This window comes from Virgibacillus sp. 7505 (genome assembly GCF_002272135.1).
Classification (GTDB): Bacteria; Bacillota; Bacilli; order Bacillales; family Amphibacillaceae; genus Terribacillus.
Genome location: NZ_NPBF01000028.1, coordinates 189,798 through 214,504 on the forward strand (window position 1 = coordinate 189,798; position 24,707 = coordinate 214,504).

The window sequence follows — 24,707 nt, forward strand, 5'->3', positions numbered from 1 at the left end:
TGTTAATGTTTGCCTATCCTATTGTGCCGCGCATGAACTGTGGTATAATTAACAGGTTGTAGTCGGATAGGATTACATGAAGAAGAGGAGACATGTATACATGCAATTAAGAGAAGATATTCGCAATATCGCGATTATTGCCCACGTTGACCACGGGAAAACGACTTTGGTTGACCAGTTGCTGAAATATTCTGGTACTTTCCGTGATAATGAGCACGTGGATGAGCGCGCAATGGATTCCAACGACTTGGAAAAAGAGCGCGGAATCACAATCTTAGCGAAAAACACTGCGATTAATTATAACGATACACGTATTAACATATTGGATACACCAGGACACGCCGATTTCGGTGGTGAGGTGGAGCGCGTACTGAAAATGGTAGACGGCGTTTTACTTGTCGTGGATGCTTATGAAGGCGCAATGCCCCAGACTCGTTTCGTATTGAAAAAAGCTTTGGAGCAAAAGCTTACTCCGGTTGTAGTCGTAAACAAAATCGACAAACCGAGTGCACGTCCTGAGCATGTTATCGATGAAGTACTTGATCTATTCATCGAGCTTGGTGCGGATGATGACCAGCTTGAATTCCCAGTTGTCTATGCGTCAGCATTGAACGGTACTTCCGGTGAAGAGCCAGATGGACAAGTGGAATCAATGGATGCCATCTTCAAAACGATCATGGATAACATCCCCGCTCCAATCGATAACTCTGATGAAGGCTTGCAATTCCAGGTTACTATCTTGGATTACAACGACTTCCTTGGCCGTATTGGTGTTGGTCGTATCTTCCGTGGTTCCGTTAAAGTCGGCGATCAGGTTGCCCTGATGAAGAAAGACGGTTCCGTGAAGAACTTCCGTATTACTAAACTATTCGGTTTCATCGGTTTGAAACGAATTGAAATCACAGAAGCAAAAGCTGGTGACATCGTTGCCGTTGCTGGTCTTGAGGACATTAACGTTGGAGAGACTGTCTGCTCAGTAAATGCTCAAGAAGCATTGCCGGTTCCGCGTATTGATGAACCAACATTGCAAATGACATTCCTAGTAAACAACAGTCCGTTTGCGGGTAAAGAAGGTAAATACATCACTTCCCGTAAAATCGAAGAACGTCTGCTTAACCAGCTTGAGACAGATGTGAGTCTACGCGTAGACCCAACTGATTCTCCTGATGCTTGGACAGTTTCCGGACGTGGAGAGCTTCACCTTTCCATCTTGATTGAGAACATGCGCCGTGAAGGCTATGAGCTCCAATTGTCCAAACCACAGGTAATCCTTAAGGAAATCGACGGCAAAATGTGTGAACCGGTGGAACGCGTACAAGCAGACGTTCCGGAAGAATACACAGGAGCAGTTATGGAATCCTTAGGTTCCCGTAAAGGTGAAATGGTCGACATGATCAACCAAGGCAACGGTCAAGTTCGTCTTGAGTTCCGTGTACCTTCCCGTGGATTGATCGGTTACTCTACAGAGTTCATGTCCCAAACACGCGGATTCGGTATCCTGAACCATACATTTGATGGGTATGAGCCTGTCATTGCTGGACAGGTTGGCGGAAGAGCAAAAGGTGTACTTGTAGCTCTTGAACAAGGTAAAGCATCTACTTACGGTATCATGAAGCTTGAAGATCGCGGTATCATCTTCGTAGCTCCTGGTACAGATGTATATGCAGGTATGATCGTTGGGGAGCACAGCCGTGATAACGACCTTACAGTTAACATCACTGTGGAAAAACACCTGACTAACGTACGTTCAGCAAACAAAGACCAAACTTCCACAATTCGTAAAACACGCGACTTGTCTCTTGAAGAGGCGATCGAGTACTTGAACGATGATGAGTATTGCGAAGTAACACCGGAATCCATCCGTCTTCGTAAGAAAATCCTTAACAAGAACGAACGTGAAAAAGCAACGAAAAAGAAAAAAGCATAATAAAAAGCCCAGCATAAATTGCTGGGCTTTTTTGCTTATAAGTTGTGAAAAAGTCACCTATACCTTAAAATGGGAATAGCTCTATTTGGGCAGAAAGGAAGGATGATATGACCAGACTATGGAGCAGGCTCCGTTTTCTGTTCAATTTCCGCAAATCGATTCCATTTCTGAAAGCTTTCTTCACAGCTAAAGATGTGGCAGCAGCCAAGAAAGTGACAGCCGTTGCATTGATTGTCCTGTACTTTGTCTTCCCATTTGACTTGATACCTGATTTTCTAATCGGAATTGGTATCGTGGATGACCTAGCAGTAGCAACATTCATCCTGCAGCTCATCATTAAAATGGCACCAGCACATTTGAAAGATAAGTTTAATGCTGACCGAAACGACAATAAGGTTATAAATATATTATAAAGCGCCCAGTAGGGCGCCTTTTTTTATTCCAGGGGGCCGGCTCGTGTCATAGAAATAGGATGCCTGCTTTACAATCTCTTCGGATCTTTATAACCAAACATCCAAGTAAGCGTGAATGCCACTGCCATAGCAACCAAGTTTATCAGGATATAAAAAGGAAGCTGACTATTCAAATAGAGCAGGGTGCCTGGTATGACAGTGATACTCATTCCTGTTCCAGCTAAATCGAGCAGGGATGCAAGGAAACCTCCAACACCTCCGCCAATCAATCCCATGATAAATGGCTTTATGAATCTTAAATTGATACCAAAGATGGCGGGTTCCGATATACCAAGAAATGCTGAGAAAGAAGATGGCAATGCTAACGCTTTCAATTTAGCATCCTTTGTCTTTAGACCAACTGCAAGACAAGCAGCACCTTGCGCAGCCATACCGCATGTAATGATTGCATTGAAAGGATTCATTCCGCGATTCTCCAATAGCTGAATCTCCAGGAAATTGAAAATGTGATGCACACCTGTGACTACAACGAGCTGATTGAGAGAACCGATCAATAATCCCGCAATCCCGAACGGTAAATCCAATACAGCCAATGTCCCAGTCAAGACAAGATCCTCGAGAGAATGAAAGATTGGACCAATTGCAAACAGTCCTAGTGTGATCATGACAGTCAATGTAAGGAAGGGGGTAAGAATCAAATCAAGTGCTTCCGTTATGCGACGGCGTAATGCTCTCTCTAATTTTGCACCAATCAGTCCAATGAAGAATGCCGGCAGTACAGACCCTTGATAGCCTACAACAGGTATAAAACCAAATAGAGTGATAGCTTCTGCGGATCCATTTGCTACTTCATAGGCATTGGGTAAGGCAGGATTCACAAGCATCAGACCTAATACAATACCTAAAACAGGGCTTCCGCCAAATACTTTAAAAGATGACCAAGCGACTAATGCGGGCAGAAAGGCAAAAGCAGTATCAGTCAGAACTTGCGTAAATAAAAGGAAATTTGCGGGTATATCTGCTGGAGCCAAGCCGAATAGGTGGAGAATTTGATCCTGTGTCAGCAGACCGCGCAGCCCCATAAATAAGCCGGTTGCTACGAGGACTGGGATAATCGGTACGAAGACATCCCCGAAAGTCCGGATTGCCCGTTGGAAAGCAGAACCTTCCTTTTTACCAGCTTGCTTTACTTCCTGTACAGATGCACCGTCAATACCAAGTGCCTGAAGCTCATCATAGATTTTGTTTACGGTGCCGGTTCCAAAAATGATTTGATATTGCCCAGAGTTATAAAATGCACCTTTAACCTTATCTATACTTTCGACATTCTCCTTGTCAATCCTCTCTTTATCATGTACAACGATTCGAAGGCGAGTTGCACAATGAGCTATAGAGGAAATGTTCTCTTTTCCTCCAATGGCGTTGATGACTTCCTCAGCAATTTTCCTGTTATCAGTCATTATATATCACCCTTTCAAGAGTAAAATTTATCTATATAGCCACTGCACTGCGTTAAATGTTGCATTTCCTCCTTCGGTAAAGAAGGCAACACCGTTACTATCCTTTGCTGGGAATATCCTGGCGGTCATGACGGCTTCTCCGTCATTGATGAAAATTTCAACCGAGGATTGATCGACAAACAATCTGAGTGTTATTTTTGTTGCATCTAATGCATACCGTCGAATGCTTCCATTGCTATTTTTCATCGCCGCACCTGACCGTGTTCGGTCCAAGACAAGATACTTAGAAACTGCGTCATAATAAAGCAGCGTTTCTTCCGTAACTCCAGTTCGAAATGAAATTCCGGCTTTTGCCGCACCTTCCATACACAGTTCGCAAATCAATTCATAAGAAGATCCATGTATTTCTTTGAGCCGGATTTTAGTATTGTGTACTGTATGTGAAGCAGTGTTTTTATCTTTTCGAAGCAGTTCCACTTCTTTGACAGGTCGCTGCAGCAGTATGCCATCTTTGATGGTAAGTTCTCTCGGCAGCGTAAGGCAATGTGCCCAGCCATGCATATCTGTTGGATAATCAGTATCTGGAAGTCCCATCCAGCCAATGAGGATGCGCTTCCCATCTGGTGAAAGGGTAGTTTGCGAAGCGTAAAAATCGAATCCTCTATCCATTTCCATGAAACTGCCATGCTGAAAGTTAGGTACTTCTGGATCGATGGGTTCTCCTATCAAGAAACCCGCCTGATGGATATTTTCAAAACGATTCTCTTCTGCTGGTAATCCTTGTGGACAAAAGAGAAGGACACCTTTTTCTCCTAACTCAAAATAATCAGGGCATTCCCACATATATCCGAAATCAGCAAGGGATGTTTTCAGCTCCCCGATGAATGACCAAGTATGCAAATCATCTGATTTATAAATCAGCACACATCCCGTCTTATTCAGCCGCTGTGCTCCTAAAACAGCATAGTAGCGGTCATCTGCTTTCCACACTTTAGGATCGCGGAAATGGGCGGTGTAGCCTTGAGGGGGAGCATCGATGATTGGGGCGTCTTGTTTTGTGATATGCCCCTCTTGATCCATCACTGCAAGACATTGATAGGGATGCCTCACCCAGTCTTCATCCCTTGTATTTCCGGTGTAAAAGAGGTAGAGCTTTTCACCCTCAGCCAAGGCACTGCCCGAGTATGCGCCATGTGAATCATACTGCCCTCCCGGCTCTATGCCAATCCCCATATCCTTCCAATGAACCAAATCTGTCGATGTTACATGATACCAGTACTTCATTCCATGGACGGGACCAAATGGGTGCCACTGGTAAAAGAGATGGTATCGGTCATTGTAATACCCAAATCCATTTGGATCGTTCAATAATCCGGTAGGAGGCTGAATATGATAATGCTGTCTCCAAGGAGAGGCATTAACCTTCTCCGCGAGTTTTTCCAATTCATCAGGGTCAGCCTCCGATAATAAGCGGTATTTATCTGCATTTGTCATGTTATCACCACTTTCACAACGATTTTCGGAACCGGTTCCAAACAAGGTGAAAAAAAACCAAAGATCTAGGTCCGTGAGTAATGGAACCGGTTTCTTTGGTAATAGCATATACTGTGTCTTATATTATGTCAACGCTTTCACGTCTTATTAATTGCACAGGGTAGGTGGTGAGGTTCTCGCAGTATTCATCCTCGATAAGCTCTACAATTTTTTCACCTGCTTTTTTGCCAGCGTCTAGGTAATCGTATTTAACCGTAGTCAAAGCAGGTGTGACAATCTCTGCTGTATCATAACCTCCAAATCCGGCAATTGAAATATCAACAGGAATTCGAAGGTTAAGTTGATGTGCTGCTTTGATTATACCCAAGGCGATGTTATCGGTTGCTCCGACAATCAAGGTAGCTTCCGTTTTGGAAAGGAAGCTTTGTGCCAGCACCATCGCATCTTGCATCCGGAAGCTTGTTTCCAGATAATCAGCATGGCAGTCATAATGTTCCAGTGCCTCGCGGAAACCGCGTTTCCGTTCGATGCCCACTGCAATATCACTTTCTGTTACGCCGAGGTAAATTATTTGACGATGCCCTTGCTTTACAACAAATTCGCCCATCATCTTTCCTGCTTCATAATCGTCATGTATCAAGCTCGGGAGTAAAGGGTGCTGCTGACCTACCAGCAGAATTGGTATACTTGCTTCTTTTATAGCTTGTAAGTGTTCCGTGGTAATTTGTGTAGACATGAGGATGATGCCTGCGACCTTCTGTCTGGCAAAGTTATGAATCGCTTCAATTTCCCGGCTGACCTCTTGATTGGCACTTGCAATCAGTAATTGATAGCCCTGCCTGCGTAAGGATTCATCTATCCCCATCATTGTATGAGAGGCTGCAAAGGAATCCAGACGAGGTACGATGATACCGACCATAGCAGTTTTCTTAGCCTTCAGACTTTGGGCAAATGTATTTGGTACATAATTTTGTTCGTTTATAATACGTTCCAGCCTTTTCTTTGTCGCTGTACTGACAGAGCCGCCATTCAAATAGCGAGATACCGTACTTTTTGAAACTCCAGCCAGATCTGCAATATCCGCTATAGTTTTCATCTCTTTGTTCCTTTCAAAAAGCATTGATTTTCCTCAGTATACTATGAGAATGATGGAGTTGTCATAGAGACTAGATTTCGCGTCTCAATGCCCGCAGTACATCTACATTCGTAGCCTGTTTTGCCGGTCTGGATCCCGATAGGATCGTAACAACCAGACAAATGGTAATACTAATGGCAGCTAATAGAAACGGAATAGATGAAAGCTGCAATGTGGCTGGTATTTCCTCTTCGAATATCTGCTCCAATATCACTGGAACTCCGGCATTCACAAGGAAGCTGATTAAATAAGCAACAGCTGTACCAATCAGTGCGCCTGCTAGCCCGATGAACGTACTTTCCATAAGAAAAATTTGTTTTATTGTTTTAGGGTTTGCACCAATTGCTTTCATGATGCCGATATCCGGTGCGCGCTCGGTCACTGCCATCGTCATGGTATTGTAAATCCCGATGGAGGCGATTAGTACTGCAATCGTACCTACGATTATGAGCCCGGCTTTCGCAACATTGAACAGAATGTTGATGTTTTTCAGCTCCTCCAAATTCGAATAAGCTAAATAGCCTTTCTCATCCAAGGAGTTCAGGATAGGTTCAACTGCTTCTGCATTGGAAGCATAAACTTCTACTTGGTCGTACAGCGGATCTCCCTGCTCTGTATAGCTGTCTGTTACATCTAATGCTTCATCAAGCGTTCTTTTCAGTTCAGGAGTGGTCTTCACGGAATTCGTGTAGATGTATTCGTTTGCCGGTGCTGCTTCAATCCCGACAATTTGGACTTTTTCCGTTGCTGTGCGAGGCTCGCTCCCGTCTTCCGGAAAAGTGGATGCCTCGAGCTCGATTTCTTTGTTGAGGACCTCTTCCTCGTATAGATATTCAGGCTTTATCGTACCATCCTCTGCAAACTTGTCCTTTTCTTCGACGCCATCTTTCCCCAAGAATGCAGCAAAATCACTGCTGATGACGATCTCATTTTCTTTCTCCGGCAACCTCCCGTTGCCAAGTTCGATTCCTGCCTGTTTTTCGCTTTCAAAATCAACAGCAATAGCGGAAGGCATCTCGTTCGTGTAACCATCTAAATGAAAGTTAGTTTCACCAAGACTTTGAATTTGCCGTACAGCATCTACATTCTCAATTTGCTTCAATTCAGTGATATTTTCAGCCGTAAAACCTAGCTGTTCTTCATCATCAGTACCGTAAATATCAATTTTTGTAACAGCCCTGCTTTCCAGCTCGTCTTTGATTAAGGAGTCATGCAGACCAAACCCGACAGACGCTAGTACAATCAGGAAGCAGCTCCCCATAGCAGCTGCAAGTATGGTCATGAACACACGAACTCTATTCTTCTTCATATTCTGCTGGACAAAACGCCATTTATCTTTGAATGTCATACCGGCATCACACCTTTCACTTTTTGCATCTGACCGTCCCTGATCTCCAGCTGTCTGTCCGCAATTGCTGCAACTTCATGGTCATGTGTGATGATAAGGAAGGTAATGCCTGCTTGTTTATTCAGCTTGTGAATGAGAGAAAGAAGTTCTGCTTCGGTATCGCTATCCAAGCTTCCAGTCGGTTCATCAGCCAGTATCAGCGGCGGATCAAGTATCAGCGCTCTGGCTATCGCAACGCGCTGCTGCTGCCCGCCTGATAGTTCGGATGGATAATGATCCGGAAATGCTCCCAGCTCGACTTGCTGTAGTATGTCCGCTACTTTTTGTTTGCGTCTTTGTTTCGGTGTTCCGTTCAAAATGAGCGGCAATTCGATATTTTGAGCTGCGGTCATACTCGGTATCAGCTGGAAGTTTTGAAAAATATAACCGATATGCTGTAAACGGAAGTCTGCTAATTGTCCTTCGTTCCAGCCGGTGATCGGCGTCCCATTAATTTCTACTTGCCCACTTGTTGGCTGGATAAAGCCGCCAATAATATGCAGTAAGGTCGACTTGCCAGAACCGCTTTTGCCGACGAGGCTTACAATTTCTCCTTTTTCTACGCGCAAATCAATCCCGTGTAATACGGGTACTATCGTTTCTTTCGCTTTCTTTCCCATCGTATAGTGATGAGAAACTTGTTTGAGTGTTATCATTGTTTCTCCCCCTGTTTTAGCCTGCTATTAATAACGACGGCAGCAAGAAGGAAAAGTATACAAAAAAATCCTGCTGTCTTATCGGACAGCAGGATCCCGGTGCTTATTTATTTCTTCTTTTGGCGGAAACCGCCGGCGATATCTGCGCGTTTGAACTCTTTGCGGAATGTTACTTCACGGGCATCAGATAAACTGACGCCATTCATGCGTACAGGCTGATAGTTGCCGTGTTGCTTAGCCATGCGATCATCTCCTTTTTACAGGTTATCAAAAGTGTGCCCATGGCATTTATAATCTAAACAGGGGTTGCATCTTCTAAAAGAATCGCTATAATAAAGGACAATATATTGAGCCGATAAGAAAGAGAGTACTGCAGCTGGAAACTATAGCGAGTCCCGGACGGTGGAAGCGGGACGTGGAAAGCGGCAGGAACCGGACTTTCTTGGCTGCATCCCTGAACGAACGTCAAGTAGGGGCTGCCGGGAAACATCATTCCCGTTATTCAATTGAGCAGGTCCGAACAGGACAATTAGAGTGGCACCGCGGATTAAAACCGTCTCTTCCAAGTGGAAGAGACGGTTTTTTTATATTTGAAGGAGGAAATAATGTGTACAAATCAATTGCAGCAGAATTAGTAGCAAAAGCGTTGAACAAGCCGGCAGAGGAAATGACCCATCAAATCGAAAGACCGAAACAGCTGCAGCATGGAGACTATGCTTTTCCTTGCTTTTCGTTGGCGAAGGAAAAGAGGCAGTCACCGCAAAATATTGCGGCAGAACTAGCAACAGGTTTAACACATGAAGTGTTTTCTTCTATCACGGCAGTTGGTGGGTATGTTAATTTCACACTCCATAAAAAGCTTGCCGGCAGCAGCGTGCTGAAGGATATTCTTCAGCAGCGCGCAGCGTACGGAAGTACAACTATCGGACAAGGGCAGACAGTTACTATTGATCTGTCTTCTCCTAATATTGCAAAGCCATTTTCAATGGGGCATCTGCGCTCGACCGTAATTGGGAACAGCATTAGTCTTTTGCTGGAAAAGCAAGGCTATGACGTTGTAAGGATCAACCATGTAGGTGATTGGGGTACACAATTTGGCAAGCTGATTTGCGCTTATGAAAAATGGGGTGAGGAAGGAAAGGTGCGTGCCAACACGATTCCGGAGCTACTGAAGCTGTATGTCCGTTTCCATGAAGAAGCAGCGCACAATGAACAGCTGGAACAAGAAGGGAGGGACTGGTTCCGAAAGCTCGAGCAAGGAGATGCGTATGCAAATAAGCTCTGGAGCTGGTTCCGTGACGTATCAATGGAAGAGTTCGATCGTGTTTATAAACTGATGGGCGTACGCTTTGATTCGGACGCAGGAGAAGCTTTCTACAATGACAAGATGGAACGTGTTGTAGAGGAGTTGGAGCAAAAAGAACTGCTTAGTCTGTCGGAAGGTGCCCAGGTAGTACGGCTGGATGAATTTGAACTTCCGCCTAGTCTGATCAAGAAAAAAGATGGCGCTACACTATATGCAACGCGTGATCTTGCTGCAGCTATCTATCGCAAGGAAACATACAAATTCTCCAAAAGTCTGTATGTTGTCGGACATGAACAGAGTTTACATTTTCAGCAGCTGAAACTAGTGCTAGAGAAAATGGGCTATGGATGGGCTGAAGGAATCACCCACATCCCATTCGGCATGGTACTGCAGGATGGCAAAAAAATGTCGACCAGGAAAGGAAAGCTAGTACTGCTGGATAAAGTGCTGGAACAGGCAATCCATTTGGCAGATGCTAATATAACTGAAAAAAATCCAGGGCTGGCTAATAAGGAAGAAGTCGCAAGACAAGTCGGCGTTGGTGCTGTCTTATTCCATGACTTGAAGCATGAACGTATCCACGATATAGAGTTCTCGTTGGAAGATATGCTTCGTGTGGAAGGAGAGACAGGGCCATATGTGCAATATACGCATGCTCGAGCTAGTACGTTGCTGGCTAAGGGAGGAGAATTCCAGGACGGTTCGGAAGTCGATGAAGAGACAGCAGTGGCTGCTTGGCCGATTCTATCCCTGCTGCTGCAGTTCCCGGAAGCAATCGCCAATGCCGGAACCAACTACGATCCTTCAAGAATCGCCAAATATGTAATTGATCTTGCCCAAGCGTTCAACAGCTATTATGGAAAAGTGCGTATCCTCGAAAAAGATGAAAAACTCGGTGCACGATTGGCAATTGTCGAAGCTGTTGCATCCGTTTTGGAGGAGGGTCTTCGACTCTTGGGGATTCGCGCACCGAGACAAATGTGATTAGCTCCAGATCGAATTACCGGTAACAGGATCCAGCTTCGGAATTGGGACTTTCGGAATTTGCTGCAGCGCTTGTTTGTATTCGCCTGACTTGCCCGTTTTCGTGTCAAAGGACATACCATCCGGATAAGCACCAAGTACTTGAAAATCATTAGATTGCTGCATCCGTTTGTGGGCTGTACCGGCAGGCAGCACAAGGACATCACCATGGGAGATTTCCAGCTGTTCTCCATCCGGCCCGCCTAGCTGAACAGTTGCATGGCCGCTCAAAACACCCAGTACTTCATGGACAGTACTGTGATAGTGATGATACGCGAAAATGCCATTGACCCAGCTGTTTCTCCAGTGATTGGATTTGAAAACCTCCTGCATCGTATCAGTATGTTCGAAAGCATTCTTATAATAAAGAACAGGAAGCTTATTATTTGGATAGATGCCATCATCATGAAAATGGAATTTTTGCATGTTGTGCCTCCTTTTTCTTTGTTATTTACCCGACTGTTCATCAATTGAATTCCTTTTTATACAAAATGTACTATTTTTCATACGAGTCTGCGTTTATAATACGGATAAATAACTCACAGTCAGGCGGTTACGCATGAAAATAAAAGCATTTTTTGTCGCATTGTCGGGTCTTGTCATTCTTACGTCGTGTAGTGGAGGAGTTCCGAAACAGCAAACAGAAGCGGTTCAGGCAGTGCAGCAAAAAATAGTGGAGCTGGAACCAAAAGAGGTGCCTGATAGTCGGTCAATTTCCGTTACTGCTATCGGGGATGTGCTCCTGCATAGCTCCATTTATCATGATGCAAGTACAAAGACAGGCTATGATTTTGATCCGATGTTTCAAGATGTTAAACCCTATTTAGATAGTACGACGCTCACTGTTGCCAACCAGGAATCCATTATGGGCGGGGAAGCGCTAGGCGTATCCACTTACCCGAACTTCAACAGTCCTGATGAAATTGGCGATACCTTGAAGGATGTGGGAGTCGATGTAGTCACGATGGCCAATAACCATACATTGGATCAAGGAGAAGCTGGCGTGAAGCATGCTACTGCTCAGTACGAGAAGATTGAAATGGCATATACTGGAGCGTATGCGAACAAGGAAGATAGCGAAAAGCTAACGATAGAAAAAACAGCAGAAGGTATTTCGGTCGCGTTTCTTAGCTATACGTATGGAACAAACGGAATTGCGGTACCCAAGGGCAAGGACTATCTGGTCAATCTGATTGATAAGCAGAAGATAAAAGAGGACATCAGCCGAGCAAAACAGCAAGCAGATGCTGTTATTGTAAGTTTGCATTTCGGTGTAGAATATGAAGATGATCCTAACGAGGAGCAAAAGGATCTTGCGCAATTCGTTGCTGACCAGGGAGCAACAGCAGTTTTAGGTTGTCACCCGCATGTGCTGCAGCCAGTTGAATGGCTGAGAGGAAAAGAGGGGAATAAAACGCTAGTCATTTATTCTCTCGGGAATTTCATTGCTGCCCAGGAGGAAACGGATCGGCGTATAGGTGCGGCTTTTCAATTTGATATTGAAAAAGATGGAAAGACCGTGACTGCGAAGGATCCAAGAATACTGCTGACGTATTTATCTTTTTCGGACTGGCAGCATTACCGAGTTCAGCCGATGTATCAATTGCCGGAAATGAAAAGTACTTATGAAGCGAAGAAGAAGCATATGACAAAGCTTGCACCAGATCTTTCCTTCATTGAAAAAGATACATCGAGCTAACTGCTTGATTTCCGCCTTGTGTGTACCGTATCTTAAGAAGGAAAAGCAGAAGGGGGAAACAAACAATGGAGCAAATCAATACAAGAGAAAAGTTCGATGAAGTTATCGTGAGTGAAGAGCCGGTCATCGTTAAGTTCTTCGCAGACTGGTGTCCGGACTGCACACGTATGAATATGTTTATCGATCAGGTGCTTGCGGAATATGGCAATTATAAATGGTATGAGCTTAATAATGATGAAGTACCCGATGTTGCAGCTGAGCAGGATGTAATGGGAATTCCAAGTATTCTCCTATTCCAAAACGGTGAGAAGCTGGCGCACTTGCATAGTGCAAATGCGAAATCTCCCGAAGAGGTTATCGCATTCCTCCAACAGCAGCTTGGGTAACTATTTGTAAACCGAAAAGCTTTCCTGTCCAGCAGGAAAGCTTTTTTTATAGCAGTATCTTTTCTTTGACTAAAAATGTTTCCTTTGGTAAACTTGCGCTAATAACAATAAGAAAGAAGCGATCTTTATGGATAAAGAACGAGATAAGGGTTGGCTTAGCAGAGCTGGGGATGCAAGTCTGGAAGAGTCGAACCATAGTGTGGCTATTCCGGAGAATGGGAGCTTCTTCAAAAAGCTATTCGCTTTTATGGGTCCAGGTGTACTTGTGGCAGTTGGTTTCATTGATCCGGGTAACTGGGAGACGTCCATTTCAGCTGGTTCTTCCTTTGGCTATATGCTGCTTGCTGTCGTCCTGCTTTCCAACTTAATTGCCATGCTGATGCAGGGGCTGGCCGCCAAGCTCGGAATCGCAACTGGCCGTGATTTAGCGCAGGCGACAAGGGATGCCTTCCATCCGAAAGTGGTCGTGGTACTGTGGATGCTGACAGAGCTGGCCATTATAGCAACAGATTTGGCTGAGGTTTTGGGTTCTGCCATAGCACTTAATTTGCTATTTCACATACCGATCATGGTGGGCATAATCATTACAGCGCTGGACGTCCTTTTGCTGCTTCTATTGCAGAAAAAAGGATTTCGCTGGATGGAAGCGATCATTACCGTACTGATGATCACCATCGCGGGCTGCTTTCTTTTCGAGTTGATTTTTTCGCATCCCGCTCTTTCGGAAGCATTGAAAGGCTACATCCCTTCGCCGGAAATTGTGACCGACCCATCGGTCTTATTCCTGGCGCTTGGTATTCTCGGTGCAACTGTTATGCCGCATAATCTGTATCTGCATTCCTCTATCGTGCAAACAAGGAATTATCGGGATACAGAAAAGGGCAAGAAGGAAGCAGTGAAATTCGCATATATAGACTCAACCTTCTCACTCGGAGTTGCTTTCTTCGTCAATTCAGCGATTCTGATCCTTGGTGCAGCTGCTTTCCATACTATTGGGCAGCATGTGGAAGGAATTGAGGATGCATACAAGCTGTTAAGTCCTGCTATTGGTGCGGGCGCTGCCAGCTTCCTTTTCGGGTTTGCACTGCTTCTATCTGGTCAGTCTTCGACTATTACAGGTACATTGACCGGACAGATCGTCATGGAAGGATTCATTCAGTTCCGCATAAAACCCTGGGTCAGACGGCTTGTTACAAGAATCATTGCCATCATTCCTGCGCTGATAGTCGTGGGGATTTACGGCCCTTCCAGCACAGGTGATTTGCTTGTTTGGAGTCAAGTAATTCTTAGCCTGCAGTTATCCTTTGCAGTCATCCCGCTTGTACTGTTTACAAGCAGCAAGAAAAAGATGGGTTCCTTCGTGAACAAGCCTTATATTAAAGTGCTGGCGTGGACAGCCACAGGATTAATAGTCTCGTTGAATGCATTCATGCTCGGATATATGATCGTGACAGGGCATGCCTTATAAAGCCGGTTTCCAGCCGGCTTTTTTTATTTGCCAAAGTTTAACCGATCCAATGCGCAGGGAACATTAATAGGGAAGGAGAGGAGAACGATGCAAACATTCGAACACGCTGTATATCTAGTGAATGGAAATATGGACGATGACCTCATGGAACGGGAACTGGGACAAACATTGCCAAAGCTTGTGTCATCGGTCAAACAGCTAGAGGTCATGCAAACGAAAGATCTGGGGGAATTGGTGAAATACAGCAGGGAGGTTGCAGGAGACATTGATCTATTGATCATACACGGTGGTGACGGTACCATCCATCAAGTGATCAATGCTATTGCACCTTTACCGAAGCGTCCGACAGTTGCAATCATTCCGGGAGGTACTTGCAATGATTTCAGCCGCATGTTAGGGTTGCCGCAGAATTTAGGGAAGGCAGCTGCAGCAATCGCTGACGGGAAGACTGCCTCGATAGACATTGGCCAGTATGAGGAATCGTACTTCTTGAATTTCTGGGGAGTGGGGCTGATTGCGGATGCATCGAATAACATCGATGAAGATCAGAAAGCCCGCTTAGGCGTACTATCGTATTTTATCAGTACCTTAAGAACGGTCAACCAGGCTGAACCATTTTCATATCAAATGGAAATCGATGGTGAAAATGTAGAGGGAGAAGCAGTTATGATTCTGGTAATGAACGGCCGGTTTATCGGTACAAGAGAGTTTGCAGGGCCAAATATAAGGCCGGATGATGGTAAGCTGCATGTAATATTTGTGAAAAATTCCAATTTGACTAGCTTTAAAGAGCTTCTCCAGATTAAACAAAATAAAACAGTTCTATCTGATCTGACTGAGGTAGAAATTCAGGAAGCTGAAAAAATTCGCTTCTTGTCTCCTGCGGGTAAACCAATTGATATGGATGGAGAAGTTTATCAGGAAACATCTGGTGAGGTAAAGATCCTGCCTGGACACCTTGAAATGATAATTGGAGAATAGTTTGACAATTCGTTCCATAACCTCTATACTGGAAATACTTACAAGGAAAAGGAGGGGAATCAGATGTTGCACACACTTTCGCGTGAAGCCGATCAAAATCTATTGCATCGCCGCGCGATTATTCATGGTTTTGTTGGTAACGGGATACGTATGCCCTTTTTTACCAACTAAATAATGGATAATGTGCAGGATCTATTTCTCTACAGCAGAAAGAAAAGGCGTTTCAGAGAGAACCACACCCTGCGTGTGGTTTTTTTGTACCCTTTTTTAGAATTTGTCAGAGTCAGACAGTCTTGCTGTCTGGCTTTTTTTTATAGAAAAGGAGCGGATAACATGTTAATTACATTGAAGGACGTCAAGAAAATCATGGGCGGTAATATATTGTTCGAAAAGCTGAACCTGGAGCTGAAGCCGGGAGAAAAGCTTGGTTTGGTCGGTCGAAACGGCAGTGGTAAATCAACGATCTTTAAATTGATCATCGGGACGGAGATATGTGATGGAGGGCAAGTGTTTATACGCAAGCAAGCAAAAATAGGTTATTTAGAGCAAATTCCAGTTGGGCATGCTGGTACTGTGAAGCAGTACTTGATGGGTGCATTCGATGAACTTGCTGCCCTGCAGGAAAGAATGCGGAAATTAGAGGAGCAAATGCTGGATCCGGGAAAAATGGAGAAAGCATTGGCTGCTTATGGAGAGGTGCAAACTGCATTTGCAGAAGCAGGCGGCTATGAAATGGATGCAAACATTACTCGGACAGCAAATGGGTTGCACATTGGACAGCTGCTGGAAGAACCTTTTGCCAAACTGAGTGGAGGAGAGGTAACAAAGGTGGGCTTGGCGTATGTACTCCTGCAGCAGCCAGATTTGCTGCTGTTGGATGAGCCGACAAACCATCTCGATCTGTCAGCTATTGAATGGCTTGAAAACTTTCTGGCAAATTACGCTGGAGCTGTATGCGTCATCTCACATGATCAGTATTTCCTGGATGCAACTGTATCCCGGATTGCTGATTTAGAGGATGGGGAGGTGACTGTTTATACCGGCAACTTCACCTCTTATCTGAAACAAAAGGAAGCGAAGCTCCTGCAGGAATTCGAAGCATATAAGGAACAGCAGAAAAAGATCAAGAAAATGAAGGAAACAATCAAGAGGCTGAAGCTGTGGGCGAATCAGGCAAATCCGCCGAATGAAGGATTGCATAAGCGTGCGCGTAATATGGAACGCGCATTGGAGCGGATGGAGAAGCTGTCCAGGCCTAATATTGATCCGGCAAAGATGAGGCTTAAACTTGCTGCAGACCAGCGCAGCGGAGAAGATGTCATCCGTATGGAATCAATCAGAAAGTCCTTCGGTGAACGAGAAGTGCTGCGGGATATCATGCTGCATTTGCGTTATAAAGAAAGGGTAGCTATTGTAGGGGATAACGGCAGCGGCAAGTCGACATTAATCAAAATTGTCCTTGGCAGTTTACGTGCTGACAGCGGAATCGTTAAGATCGGGAGTGCAGTGCAGGTGGGTTATCTGCCGCAGCATCCATTGGAGGAAGCGGATCCCGCCATGCGGATGATTGATTATTTCCGAACGGTGATTTCTGTGGCGGAAGCAGAAGCAAGACATATGCTGGCAGCATTCATGTTCTATGGGTACGCAGTGTTCCAGCCGATTGGGCGCTTGAGCGGAGGAGAAAGAATGCGGCTGAAACTTGCCATTTTTATGCATCAAGGTATCAATTTGCTCATCTTGGATGAACCGACGAACCATCTGGACTTGGAATCAAGGGAGGTTCTGGAGGAGGCTCTGGGGCGTTTTGATGGAACGGTGCTTGGTATCAGCCATGATCGACATCTGCTGAATACCTGTTTTGATCAGACAGCTTACCTGGAAAATGGGGTGCTTCATCGTTATCCGGGTAATTATGAAGAGACAAAAGACCAATGGAAGATAGTTAAACAATAAAAAGCTGCGAGCATTGCTCGCAGCTTTTCTTTATGCTGTCGGAATTCCGCCAGTGATGCTGTATACCTGTGCACTTACATAGCTTGATTCTTCAGACGCAAGGAATACATACACGCTGGCAAGCTCAACCGGCTGTCCTGCACGTCCGGCAGGTGTTGGCGGTGTGTTGGAGCCGAATTCAGGGATGTTTTCCTGCAGCTGTCCGCCGGAAATTTGCAATGGTGTCCAAATTGGCCCCGGTGCAACAGAGTTCACGCGGATTCCTTTATCGGCAATCTGTTTTGCCAGACCTTTTGTGAAACCGATGATTGTGCTTTTCGTAGCTGCATAATCCAGCAACATTGGAGAAGGATTGAAGCCTTCCACAGATGTCGTCGTAATGATCGAAGACCCCGCTGGCAAATGCGGAAGGGCAGCTTTTGTCAGCCAATAAAGCGGATATACATTTGTTTCAAATGTCGCTTTCAGCTGCTCGGTTGTCAAATCTGCAATGTCCTCTACAGCTTGCTGCTTACCAGCGACAAGTGCAAGGATATCAAGACCGCCTAATTGTTCGACTGCTTCCTCTACAAGCTTATAGTTGAATCTCTCGTTTCGAAGGTCTCCGGGTATAAGTACGGCCTTTCTCCCTTCTGCCTCAATTAGTTCTTTTACTTCTTCGGCATCTGGCTGCTCTTCTGGTAGGTAGTTGATAGCTACATCGGCACCTTCTCTTGCGTAAGCAATAGCAGCGGCACGGCCGATACCGGAGTCACCACCAGTAACCAGTGCTTTTCGTCCTGTCAGTTTTCCGGATCCTTTATAGCTATCTTCTCCGCAATCAGGCTTTGGATCCATATCCTTCTGCAGACCGGGCGGATCCTGATATTGTTTCGGATACGTATCATGGTAATATTGTGTTTTTGGATCTTTTGGCAATTAAGACAGCTCCTTTTCGTTTCGTATATATGCTATTGATACCACGTTTCATTTAAATCAAACTGCATATTCGAAATGTAATGGGTTGCATGAAAAAAAGCGGAACTTTGCTGAAAATAGGTTTTAAGTACTAGGTGCGGGGGTAATATTTGGTAGAATGCATTGGCAGGAGACAAAAGGAGAATGCAGATGAGACATCGCAATGTAGAAGTATACATCAGTGATCATTGTAAGCAATGCGAGCAAGTGATGGAGCAGCTTGATAAGTGGAATATTTCTTACAGTGTCAAAAATATCACAAATGCGCCCGCTGTATTGAAGGAAATGCAAGCACATTCCGTTTACAGCACTCCGCTTGTCCTGATCGATGGTGAAAAGGTTCTAGGGTTCCAAAAAAACAAGCTTCAGCAAATGCTTGGGCTTATCAACAGAATGCAGTCCACACGGACACAGTTCAGCTATTGAGCAAAAATCAACGTATCTGCGATGGTTTTTGCTTTCTTTTTAATGCTAAGAATAACGCCCTTCCTTCGCCTAACATACGATAAAGGAGAAATAGGAAAGGTGTGTGGAGATGCATTATTACAATACGACAGAGCCACGCTCCCATGTACAGCAGCAGATGAGCGATGGACGGCAGCGTTATTATTACGAACCTGTTTATCAAACCGAGCCTAGAGAGCAATTTAATGATACGATGAATACTCATACATGGATGCAAGCAAATGTAAATGTTGGTGATACTAACAGACAGACCGAGCCTTATGCCTACAATCCATATCCTCCTGAGTATTTCAGTCAGTGGGGAGGCTGGCAGCAAGCGCAGCAAACACAGCCGCCGCAGCAGGTAACGCCGTATGAGTATTTCAAAAAACCACCTCTTGCGCCGTATTGGCATGCATATGCCCAGCCGACAAATATCCAGCAGCCAAAGCAGCAAGCGCAGCTGACAAAAGGGCTGGCAACTTACTTTCAAGATAAGAATGGCCAAATGGATATTAATAAGATGATGTCGACCGTCGGACAGATGGCATCGACGGTTCAGCAGGTTTCTCCAATCGTCAAATCACTCGGTTCTTTTTTGAAGATACTGAGATAAACAATAAGGAAAGCGAAGATGATCGAATGACAGGAATATTATGTATCCACGGCTTCACCGGTGGTACGTACGAGGTGGAGCCCTTAACTGAGCATTTAATGAATCATACGGAATGGAAAGTGGAAATGGTCGCTCTGCCTGGTCATGGGAAGGCAGATGAGCTGTCCCTCCGCGGAGTCGGTCATAGAGAATGGATCAAGGCTTGTGAGGAAGCATATGAGCGTCTTGCACAAGAATGTACCCAGGTCTATGTAATAGGATTTTCGATGGGCGGAATGATTGCTTCCCATTTAGCCGCCAAATACGGTGCTGACAAGCTTGTCCTGTTATCAGCATCGGGTAAATACCTTAACTGGAAGCTGCTGACGATTGAGGCCTGGCAAAACATGAAAAAGCAGCTGAGCGGCGATATTTTGGACGACTTGACCAAACTGCGGGAAGAGAAAAAAGGGAAAATTCCGTTTCGTGCATTCTGGGAATTCAAGAAATGTGTAGATTATACAAAAAAAGCATTACCTGCAGTTTCCTGTCCCGTATTCATTGTGCAGGGAATTCAAGACAGCATGGTGCCGCATCGTACTGTAAACTATTTGCACAAACATCTTGGCTCCCAGAAGCAGAAAATGGTTCTCTTTGACGAATCGAGACATCTTCTATGCCTTGGTCCGGATATCGACCAAATCTGTACGCAAGTGGAGGAATTTCTGCTTGAGGCTTAATATTTGCCGGTGAGTGTTTAAGATCCATCCTAAAGGAGAAAATAGAAACAAAGCTGTGAAAGCCGGTAGGACTGCTGCTTGAAAATAATATAACGATTTCCAAAGATCTGTTAGACATTTGGAAGGGCTTTAATGATAAATATTACACGTATATGTACGTGTAATCATAGATATAGGTAGAATTCGGATAAATAGTGTGTTACTATAATTAAATCCAATGAATGCTTGCTTAAGGCCTCTTCCCAAGCGTGGAGGAAGGCTTTTTTATTGTGTATAACTGCCGTGCTTCATCAGTGAGACTTTTTTTATATAAAGGAGTAATAAGAAATTGACAACATTTAGTTCATTAGGTATTTCGGAACCAATTTTAAAAGCATTAGATAAAATGGGATTTGAAGAGGCTACACCGATCCAAGCCGAGACAATTCCATTCGCCCTGGAAGGAAAAGACGTACTAGGTCAAGCGCAGACTGGTACTGGTAAAACTGCTGCCTTCGGTATCCCGATGATCAGCAAAATCGATCGCTCTAAACGCCAAATCCAAGGTTTGGTTATTGCACCGACTCGTGAGCTTGCTATCCAGGTAGGAGAAGAGCTTCACCGTCTTGGTCAATTCAAAGGAATCCGTACACTTCCAGTATACGGTGGTCAGCATATGGACCGTCAGATCCGTTCACTAAAAGAAGGCCCGCATATCGTCGTTGCGACACCTGGCCGACTGCTTGACCATATCCGCCGCAAAACGATCAATATCAGCAATGTTCACACTGCTGTATTGGATGAAGCTGACGAAATGCTAAACATGGGCTTCATCGACGATATTCGCGAAATTCTTTCCTCTATCCCTGAAGAGCGTCAAACATTGCTATTCAGTGCGACAATGCCGAAAGAAATCCGTGATATCGGTACGAGATTGATGAAAGACCCTACAGAAGTTAAAGTAAAAGCAAAAGAAATGACTGTAACGAACATCGATCAGACTTACATCGAAGTTCAGGAAAGACAGAAATTCGATACACTTTCCAACTTGCTTGATATCGATGAGCCAACATTGGCAATTATATTCGGCAGAACGAAAAAACGTGTTGATGAAGTGACAGAAGGCTTGCAGGCTCGCGGTTTCCGCGCAGAAGGTATTCATGGCGATCTTACACAAGGCAAGCGTATGTCCGTGTTGAACAAATTTAAAAATGGCCGTGTAGAAATTTTGGTGGCGACTGACGTTGCTGCACGTGGTCTTGATATCTCTAACGTAACGCATGTATATAACTTCGATATCCCGCAGGATCCGGAAAGCTATGTGCACCGCATCGGTCGTACAGGACGTGCTGGTAAAGCTGGACAAGCTGTCTCCTTTATCACGCCAAGAGAGATTTCTCACCTGCATTTGATCGAAAAAACAACAAAGAGCAAAATTGCACGCAAAGATGCTCCGACTAACGACGAAGCTGCACAAGGACAGCAGCAGATCGCTATCGATAAAATGATGCGTACGATCGAAAATAAAGATCTAAAAGCATACAACGAAAAAGCAAACGAGCTGATCAACCAGTTCGGTGCTGAAACAGTTGTTGCAGCTGCTTTGAAAATGCTGACAAAAGAGCGTCGTAATACACCGGTTCGTATTACTTCCATTGCTCCAATCAGCGTAAAAGGCAACTTCAAGGACAAAAAGAAATACCGTGGCGGCGGTTCCCGTGGCGGTAATGGCGACCGACGTGGCGGCTATGGCCGTAACAGCAATTCGCGTGGCCGTAACTACCAAGGACAAGGCAAACGCAATGGCAGCGGAGGCGGCGGCTACCGCGGCAAACGCAACAACGATAACTAATTAAAAAAAGACACCTGAAAGGGTGTCTTTTTTTATGGCAAGAGTCTTGGAGTATTATTTCCAAGGCTCTTTTTTCATTCAAAAACGAAACAAATTTCCAGTCGAAACGTATGGTAAAACCGAAGAGGGGGAAGAAGATGAAGTCACAGCCACGTAACAAAATTGCAGTGAATGCAAAGAAGGTTTGGCGCATCAATGCCAGCCTGTATATGCTGCTGCCAGTCATTGCAGCAGGGGTTCTTACGTTTTTCTGGAATACCTGGTCCATTCCGGATGCTATCATTTATATTGCTTGGGCTATTATCGCCGCTGGCTTGATTTTCTTTATCTGGCTGCTTCCAGCACTGCGATGGAGAAGGTGGCGTTACGAAGTGTTTGAGCAGGAAATATACATACAAAGCGGCATCTTCATTGTTACGCAAACGATTGTGCCGATGATCCGGGTGCAGCATGTCGATACCGAGCAAGGACCGGTGCTGAAGAAATTCGGTTTGGCCACGGTATCTGTCTCAACAGCTGCAACGACACACAATATACCAGCTTTGGCTTTGGAGGAAGCTTTGGAGCTGCGTGATCGTATCGGAATACTTGCTCGTGTGGAGGAAGAAGATGTCTGAACCGAAAAGGATGCATCCAATCAGTATCGTCCTCCGGATGCTGAAGCTCATCAAAGACGCCATTGTTCCACTTGCTATTGCATTTATCGCATTACTGAGAGATATGACCAAGTTGTTTTGGTGGAGTCCTTTCGCACTTATCGGGGTTATCTTACTGCTAAGCGGTCTGTTTGGATTTTTATATTGGTACCGATTCACATATCGGATGGAAGATGATGAACTCCGAATTGAATCTGGGGTTTTTATAAAGAAAAAGCGTTATATATCCCGACATCGTATCCATTCCGTGAATACAAGTGCAAATATCCTTCACAGACTTTTTAGTCTGGTCAAGCTGGAGGTACAGACAGCAGGTGGAGGAAAAGAGGCGGAAGGGATGATTCCGGCCCTTTCCCAGTTGGAAGCTGCGGCGATACAGCAGTTTGTAAAAAGGAAAGAGAATATCGTACTACAGGAGAATACGGAGGATGCACCGATGCAAGAGGAGCGGAACAGCTATCGGCTCAGTTTCCGCCGCTTGCTAGTCGCTGCTGCTACCTCGGGCGGCACGGGTGTCATTTTCGGGTTCCTTTTTGCAATTACACAGCAAGCAGATGAGGTAGTTAATATAAATATCTATTCTTTTGCTTATGATTGGCTATCGCAGCAGAGCTTGCTTCTATCTATCATTTTTGTCATCGGCAGCTTGGCGTTGACATGGATGGTAGCCATGGTCGGAACGATATTAAAATATTGCTTCTTTGACATAACCAAGCAAGGGAATGAGCTTTCCATACGAAGAGGTCTGCTTGAAAAAAGGGAAATGACCATACCGTTGCATCGAATTCAAGCACTGAAAATAGAAGAAAATATCTTTCGCCAGCCTTTCGGATTACTTGCGGTGAGCGCAGAAATTGCAGGTGGAGCAAGTGATGCTGATAAAAATAGTTTTTCCACTGTCCTTTTCCCGCTGCTGAAAAAATCTGAGCTCGCTAGTTTTCTGAATGAGCTGTTACCTGAATTTGTAGTGGAGCCGAGCTTTAGGAAGCCGCCGAAGCGTGCATTGCTTCGATATCTATTTCTCCCATCGCTCATTACTGTTCTAGCAACCGGGGTGCTAGTCTACTTCTTTGGCGGGTACGGGCTGCTGGCTCTTCTGCTCGTCATACTTACCATTATCTTCGGTATCCTAAGCCATCGGGACGCTGGTGTGTCCTGGGAGACAGATATGCTTACGATGCGGTACCGGGAGCTGACACGAGTGACTGTCCATGTGAATCGTAAAAAGGTACAGGCTTTCTATGGATCGCAGCATTACTTCCAATCAAAAAAACAGCTTGGTACATTGAAGATTGCTGTTGCATCAGGAGGGACAATGGGAAGCAGATTCAAGGTGAAGCATCTGGAGGAAAAGGATACAAAGGATGCCTCTGACTGGTATTCCTTCCGCAGTTAAAAAGAACCGCACAACATTTGTGCGGTTCAATTCATATAATCGTAGATACCGATAAGCACTAAAGCTACGATAACAATCCACATGATAACCTTCTTATTGGTTCGTTTCCCATACGGACGTTTTTTCCAGCGGTCGGCGTCAAAGCCTGCATCGTCATCACGCTGGCGAGGACGTTTGTTTCGATAAATGGAGAAAGGCTTTGCTTTTATAAGGAAGAGTGGAGCTAGTACAAATCCTGCCACAGCTCCAGCTAGATGTGCTGTGAGGTTTATATTTGCGGAAAACAATGACATTACGATACCGACAAGGAAGATGATGACGATCAATTGCGCATTTCCGGGATCTATCAAATGCTTGCGGAAATAAACCATAAACAGGTAAATTCCAAACAATCCATAGATTGCACCGGAAGCCCCTATATGACTGACAAAGCTGTAAGGATCGAGTACATAAGTCACAGCATTTCCAACAATTCCGGTCAGCAAGTAAAACAGGATGAACTTCAGTTTCCCTAGCATTTGCTCGAGAGCTGGTCCGAATATAACCAGGGAGAAACAGTTGAAAAGCACATGGGAGATGCTTCCGGGTGCGTGCAGGAAGATAGGTGTTACGAGCCTCCAGTATTCTCCGCCAGAGATGAAGAGATTCACACCTGCTCCTAATTGATAGAGGCTGCTTCCGAATTCAGTTGGCAGCAGGCCTGTTATAATCCAAAGCAGCAGATTAACTGCTACGATCAAGCTGATGACAGGATAAGCATATAAATATTCTTTAAAGCTTTCAGTTCTGCGGAACAA

Annotated in this window: 25 protein-coding genes; 16 read left to right on the forward strand and 9 right to left on the reverse strand. The window is 44.9% G+C overall.

Going from position 1 to position 24,707, the window contains the following annotated elements; translation table 11 throughout:
- The first annotated feature begins 100 nt into the window (after positions 1-100).
- Together typA and CHH91_RS13845 are read left to right on the forward strand one after the other, a co-directional pair.
- Entirely contained in the window at positions 101-1,927 is a 1,827-nt protein-coding gene (gene typA / locus CHH91_RS13840) for a translational GTPase TypA (protein ID WP_095224043.1), read from the forward strand.
- A gap of 107 nt (positions 1,928-2,034) precedes the next feature.
- On the forward strand, positions 2,035-2,340 hold the full coding sequence (locus tag CHH91_RS13845) for a YkvA family protein (protein ID WP_095224044.1): 306 nt from the start codon (positions 2,035-2,037) through the stop codon (positions 2,338-2,340).
- Between the two features lie 68 nt (positions 2,341-2,408).
- On the opposite strand, the gene CHH91_RS13850 is transcribed toward CHH91_RS13845, so the two are convergent.
- The 6 genes from CHH91_RS13850 to CHH91_RS13875 all read right to left on the reverse strand — a co-directional run bounded on the left by CHH91_RS13850 (position 2,409) and on the right by CHH91_RS13875 (position 8,714).
- On the reverse strand, positions 2,409-3,800 hold the full coding sequence (locus CHH91_RS13850; RefSeq protein ID WP_095224045.1) for a sucrose-specific PTS transporter subunit IIBC: 1,392 nt from the start codon (positions 3,798-3,800) through the stop codon (positions 2,409-2,411).
- A 27-nt stretch (positions 3,801-3,827) separates the two neighbouring features.
- Positions 3,828-5,294 (reverse strand): glycoside hydrolase family 32 protein, encoded by a 1,467-nt coding sequence (locus tag CHH91_RS13855; RefSeq protein WP_095224046.1) that lies wholly within the window; start codon positions 5,292-5,294, stop codon positions 3,828-3,830.
- A gap of 118 nt (positions 5,295-5,412) precedes the next feature.
- Positions 5,413-6,414 (reverse strand): LacI family DNA-binding transcriptional regulator, encoded by a 1,002-nt coding sequence (locus tag CHH91_RS13860; protein WP_353615326.1) that lies wholly within the window; start codon positions 6,412-6,414, stop codon positions 5,413-5,415.
- 46 nt (positions 6,415-6,460) lie between these two features.
- On the reverse strand, positions 6,461-7,777 hold the full coding sequence (locus tag CHH91_RS13865; RefSeq protein WP_095224047.1) for an ABC transporter permease: 1,317 nt from the start codon (positions 7,775-7,777) through the stop codon (positions 6,461-6,463).
- Positions 7,774-8,472 carry an ABC transporter ATP-binding protein gene (locus CHH91_RS13870; protein WP_095224048.1) on the reverse strand — a complete coding sequence of 233 codons (699 nt, stop codon included), beginning with the start codon at positions 8,470-8,472 and terminating at the stop codon, positions 7,774-7,776. Before CHH91_RS13870 ends, CHH91_RS13865 begins: the two co-directional genes overlap by 4 nt.
- 107 nt (positions 8,473-8,579) lie before the next feature.
- On the reverse strand, positions 8,580-8,714 hold the full coding sequence (locus CHH91_RS13875; RefSeq protein WP_095224049.1) for a YfhE family protein: 135 nt from the start codon (positions 8,712-8,714) through the stop codon (positions 8,580-8,582).
- A 365-nt stretch (positions 8,715-9,079) separates the two neighbouring features.
- On the opposite strand from CHH91_RS13875, the gene argS reads away from it, so the two are divergent.
- Entirely contained in the window at positions 9,080-10,762 is a 1,683-nt protein-coding gene (gene argS / locus CHH91_RS13880; RefSeq protein ID WP_176465796.1) for an arginine--tRNA ligase, read from the forward strand.
- On the opposite strand, the gene CHH91_RS13885 is transcribed toward argS, so the two are convergent.
- Entirely contained in the window at positions 10,763-11,227 is a 465-nt protein-coding gene (locus CHH91_RS13885) for a cupin domain-containing protein (RefSeq protein ID WP_095224050.1), read from the reverse strand.
- A 133-nt stretch (positions 11,228-11,360) separates the two neighbouring features.
- Between CHH91_RS13885 and CHH91_RS13890 the strand changes: the two genes are divergently transcribed.
- The 6 genes from CHH91_RS13890 (at position 11,361) to abc-f (ending at position 17,291) form a co-directional block, all read left to right on the forward strand.
- Positions 11,361-12,500, forward strand: a complete 1,140-nt coding sequence (locus tag CHH91_RS13890; protein WP_095224051.1) for a CapA family protein — start codon at positions 11,361-11,363, stop codon at positions 12,498-12,500.
- Between the two features lie 65 nt (positions 12,501-12,565).
- Entirely contained in the window at positions 12,566-12,886 is a 321-nt protein-coding gene (locus tag CHH91_RS13895) for a thioredoxin family protein (RefSeq protein ID WP_095224052.1), read from the forward strand.
- Positions 12,887-13,013: 127 nt separating this feature from the next.
- Positions 13,014-14,354: an Nramp family divalent metal transporter gene (locus CHH91_RS13900; protein ID WP_095224053.1), complete on the forward strand. Its 1,341-nt coding sequence runs from the start codon at positions 13,014-13,016 to the stop codon at positions 14,352-14,354.
- An 87-nt stretch (positions 14,355-14,441) separates the two neighbouring features.
- Positions 14,442-15,335: a YegS/Rv2252/BmrU family lipid kinase gene (locus CHH91_RS13905; protein ID WP_095224054.1), complete on the forward strand. Its 894-nt coding sequence runs from the start codon at positions 14,442-14,444 to the stop codon at positions 15,333-15,335.
- Positions 15,336-15,398: 63 nt separating this feature from the next.
- Entirely contained in the window at positions 15,399-15,506 is a 108-nt protein-coding gene (locus tag CHH91_RS21480; RefSeq protein ID WP_353615327.1) for an RAxF-45 family protein, read from the forward strand.
- Positions 15,507-15,668: 162 nt separating this feature from the next.
- A complete protein-coding gene (abc-f, locus tag CHH91_RS13910) occupies positions 15,669-17,291 on the forward strand; it encodes a ribosomal protection-like ABC-F family protein (protein WP_176465797.1) in 1,623 nt (540 codons plus the stop codon).
- A 30-nt stretch (positions 17,292-17,321) separates the two neighbouring features.
- Here the strand turns inward: abc-f and CHH91_RS13915 are convergent, their stop codons facing one another.
- Positions 17,322-18,209 (reverse strand): SDR family oxidoreductase, encoded by an 888-nt coding sequence (locus tag CHH91_RS13915; protein WP_286160785.1) that lies wholly within the window; start codon positions 18,207-18,209, stop codon positions 17,322-17,324.
- Between the two features lie 189 nt (positions 18,210-18,398).
- Here CHH91_RS13915 and CHH91_RS13920 point away from each other — a divergent pair, with 189 nt between their 5' ends.
- From CHH91_RS13920 to CHH91_RS13945, 7 genes are all read left to right on the forward strand, one after another.
- Positions 18,399-18,674 carry a glutaredoxin family protein gene (locus tag CHH91_RS13920; protein WP_176465798.1) on the forward strand — a complete coding sequence of 92 codons (276 nt, stop codon included), beginning with the start codon at positions 18,399-18,401 and terminating at the stop codon, positions 18,672-18,674.
- A 109-nt stretch (positions 18,675-18,783) separates the two neighbouring features.
- A complete protein-coding gene (locus tag CHH91_RS13925; protein WP_095224057.1) occupies positions 18,784-19,308 on the forward strand; it encodes a YppG family protein in 525 nt (174 codons plus the stop codon).
- A 26-nt stretch (positions 19,309-19,334) separates the two neighbouring features.
- On the forward strand, positions 19,335-20,027 hold the full coding sequence (locus tag CHH91_RS13930) for an alpha/beta hydrolase (protein ID WP_095224058.1): 693 nt from the start codon (positions 19,335-19,337) through the stop codon (positions 20,025-20,027).
- 328 nt (positions 20,028-20,355) lie between these two features.
- A complete protein-coding gene (gene cshA, locus CHH91_RS13935) occupies positions 20,356-21,858 on the forward strand; it encodes a degradosome RNA helicase CshA (protein ID WP_095224059.1) in 1,503 nt (500 codons plus the stop codon).
- A gap of 34 nt (positions 21,859-21,892) precedes the next feature.
- A complete protein-coding gene (locus CHH91_RS21260) occupies positions 21,893-22,015 on the forward strand; it encodes a hypothetical protein (RefSeq protein WP_286160786.1) in 123 nt (40 codons plus the stop codon).
- The gene (locus tag CHH91_RS13940; protein ID WP_095224060.1) at positions 21,996-22,475 is read left to right on the forward strand and encodes a PH domain-containing protein; all 480 of its coding nucleotides are present in this window, start codon (positions 21,996-21,998) and stop codon (positions 22,473-22,475) included. The genes CHH91_RS21260 and CHH91_RS13940 overlap by 20 nt, the downstream gene beginning before the upstream one ends.
- Positions 22,468-23,910 (forward strand): PH domain-containing protein, encoded by a 1,443-nt coding sequence (locus CHH91_RS13945; protein WP_095224061.1) that lies wholly within the window; start codon positions 22,468-22,470, stop codon positions 23,908-23,910. The genes CHH91_RS13940 and CHH91_RS13945 overlap by 8 nt, the downstream gene beginning before the upstream one ends.
- 26 nt (positions 23,911-23,936) lie before the next feature.
- Here the strand turns inward: CHH91_RS13945 and CHH91_RS13950 are convergent, their stop codons facing one another.
- Positions 23,937-24,707, reverse strand: coding sequence for a rhomboid family intramembrane serine protease (locus CHH91_RS13950; RefSeq protein WP_095224062.1), 771 nt, complete (start codon positions 24,705-24,707; stop codon positions 23,937-23,939).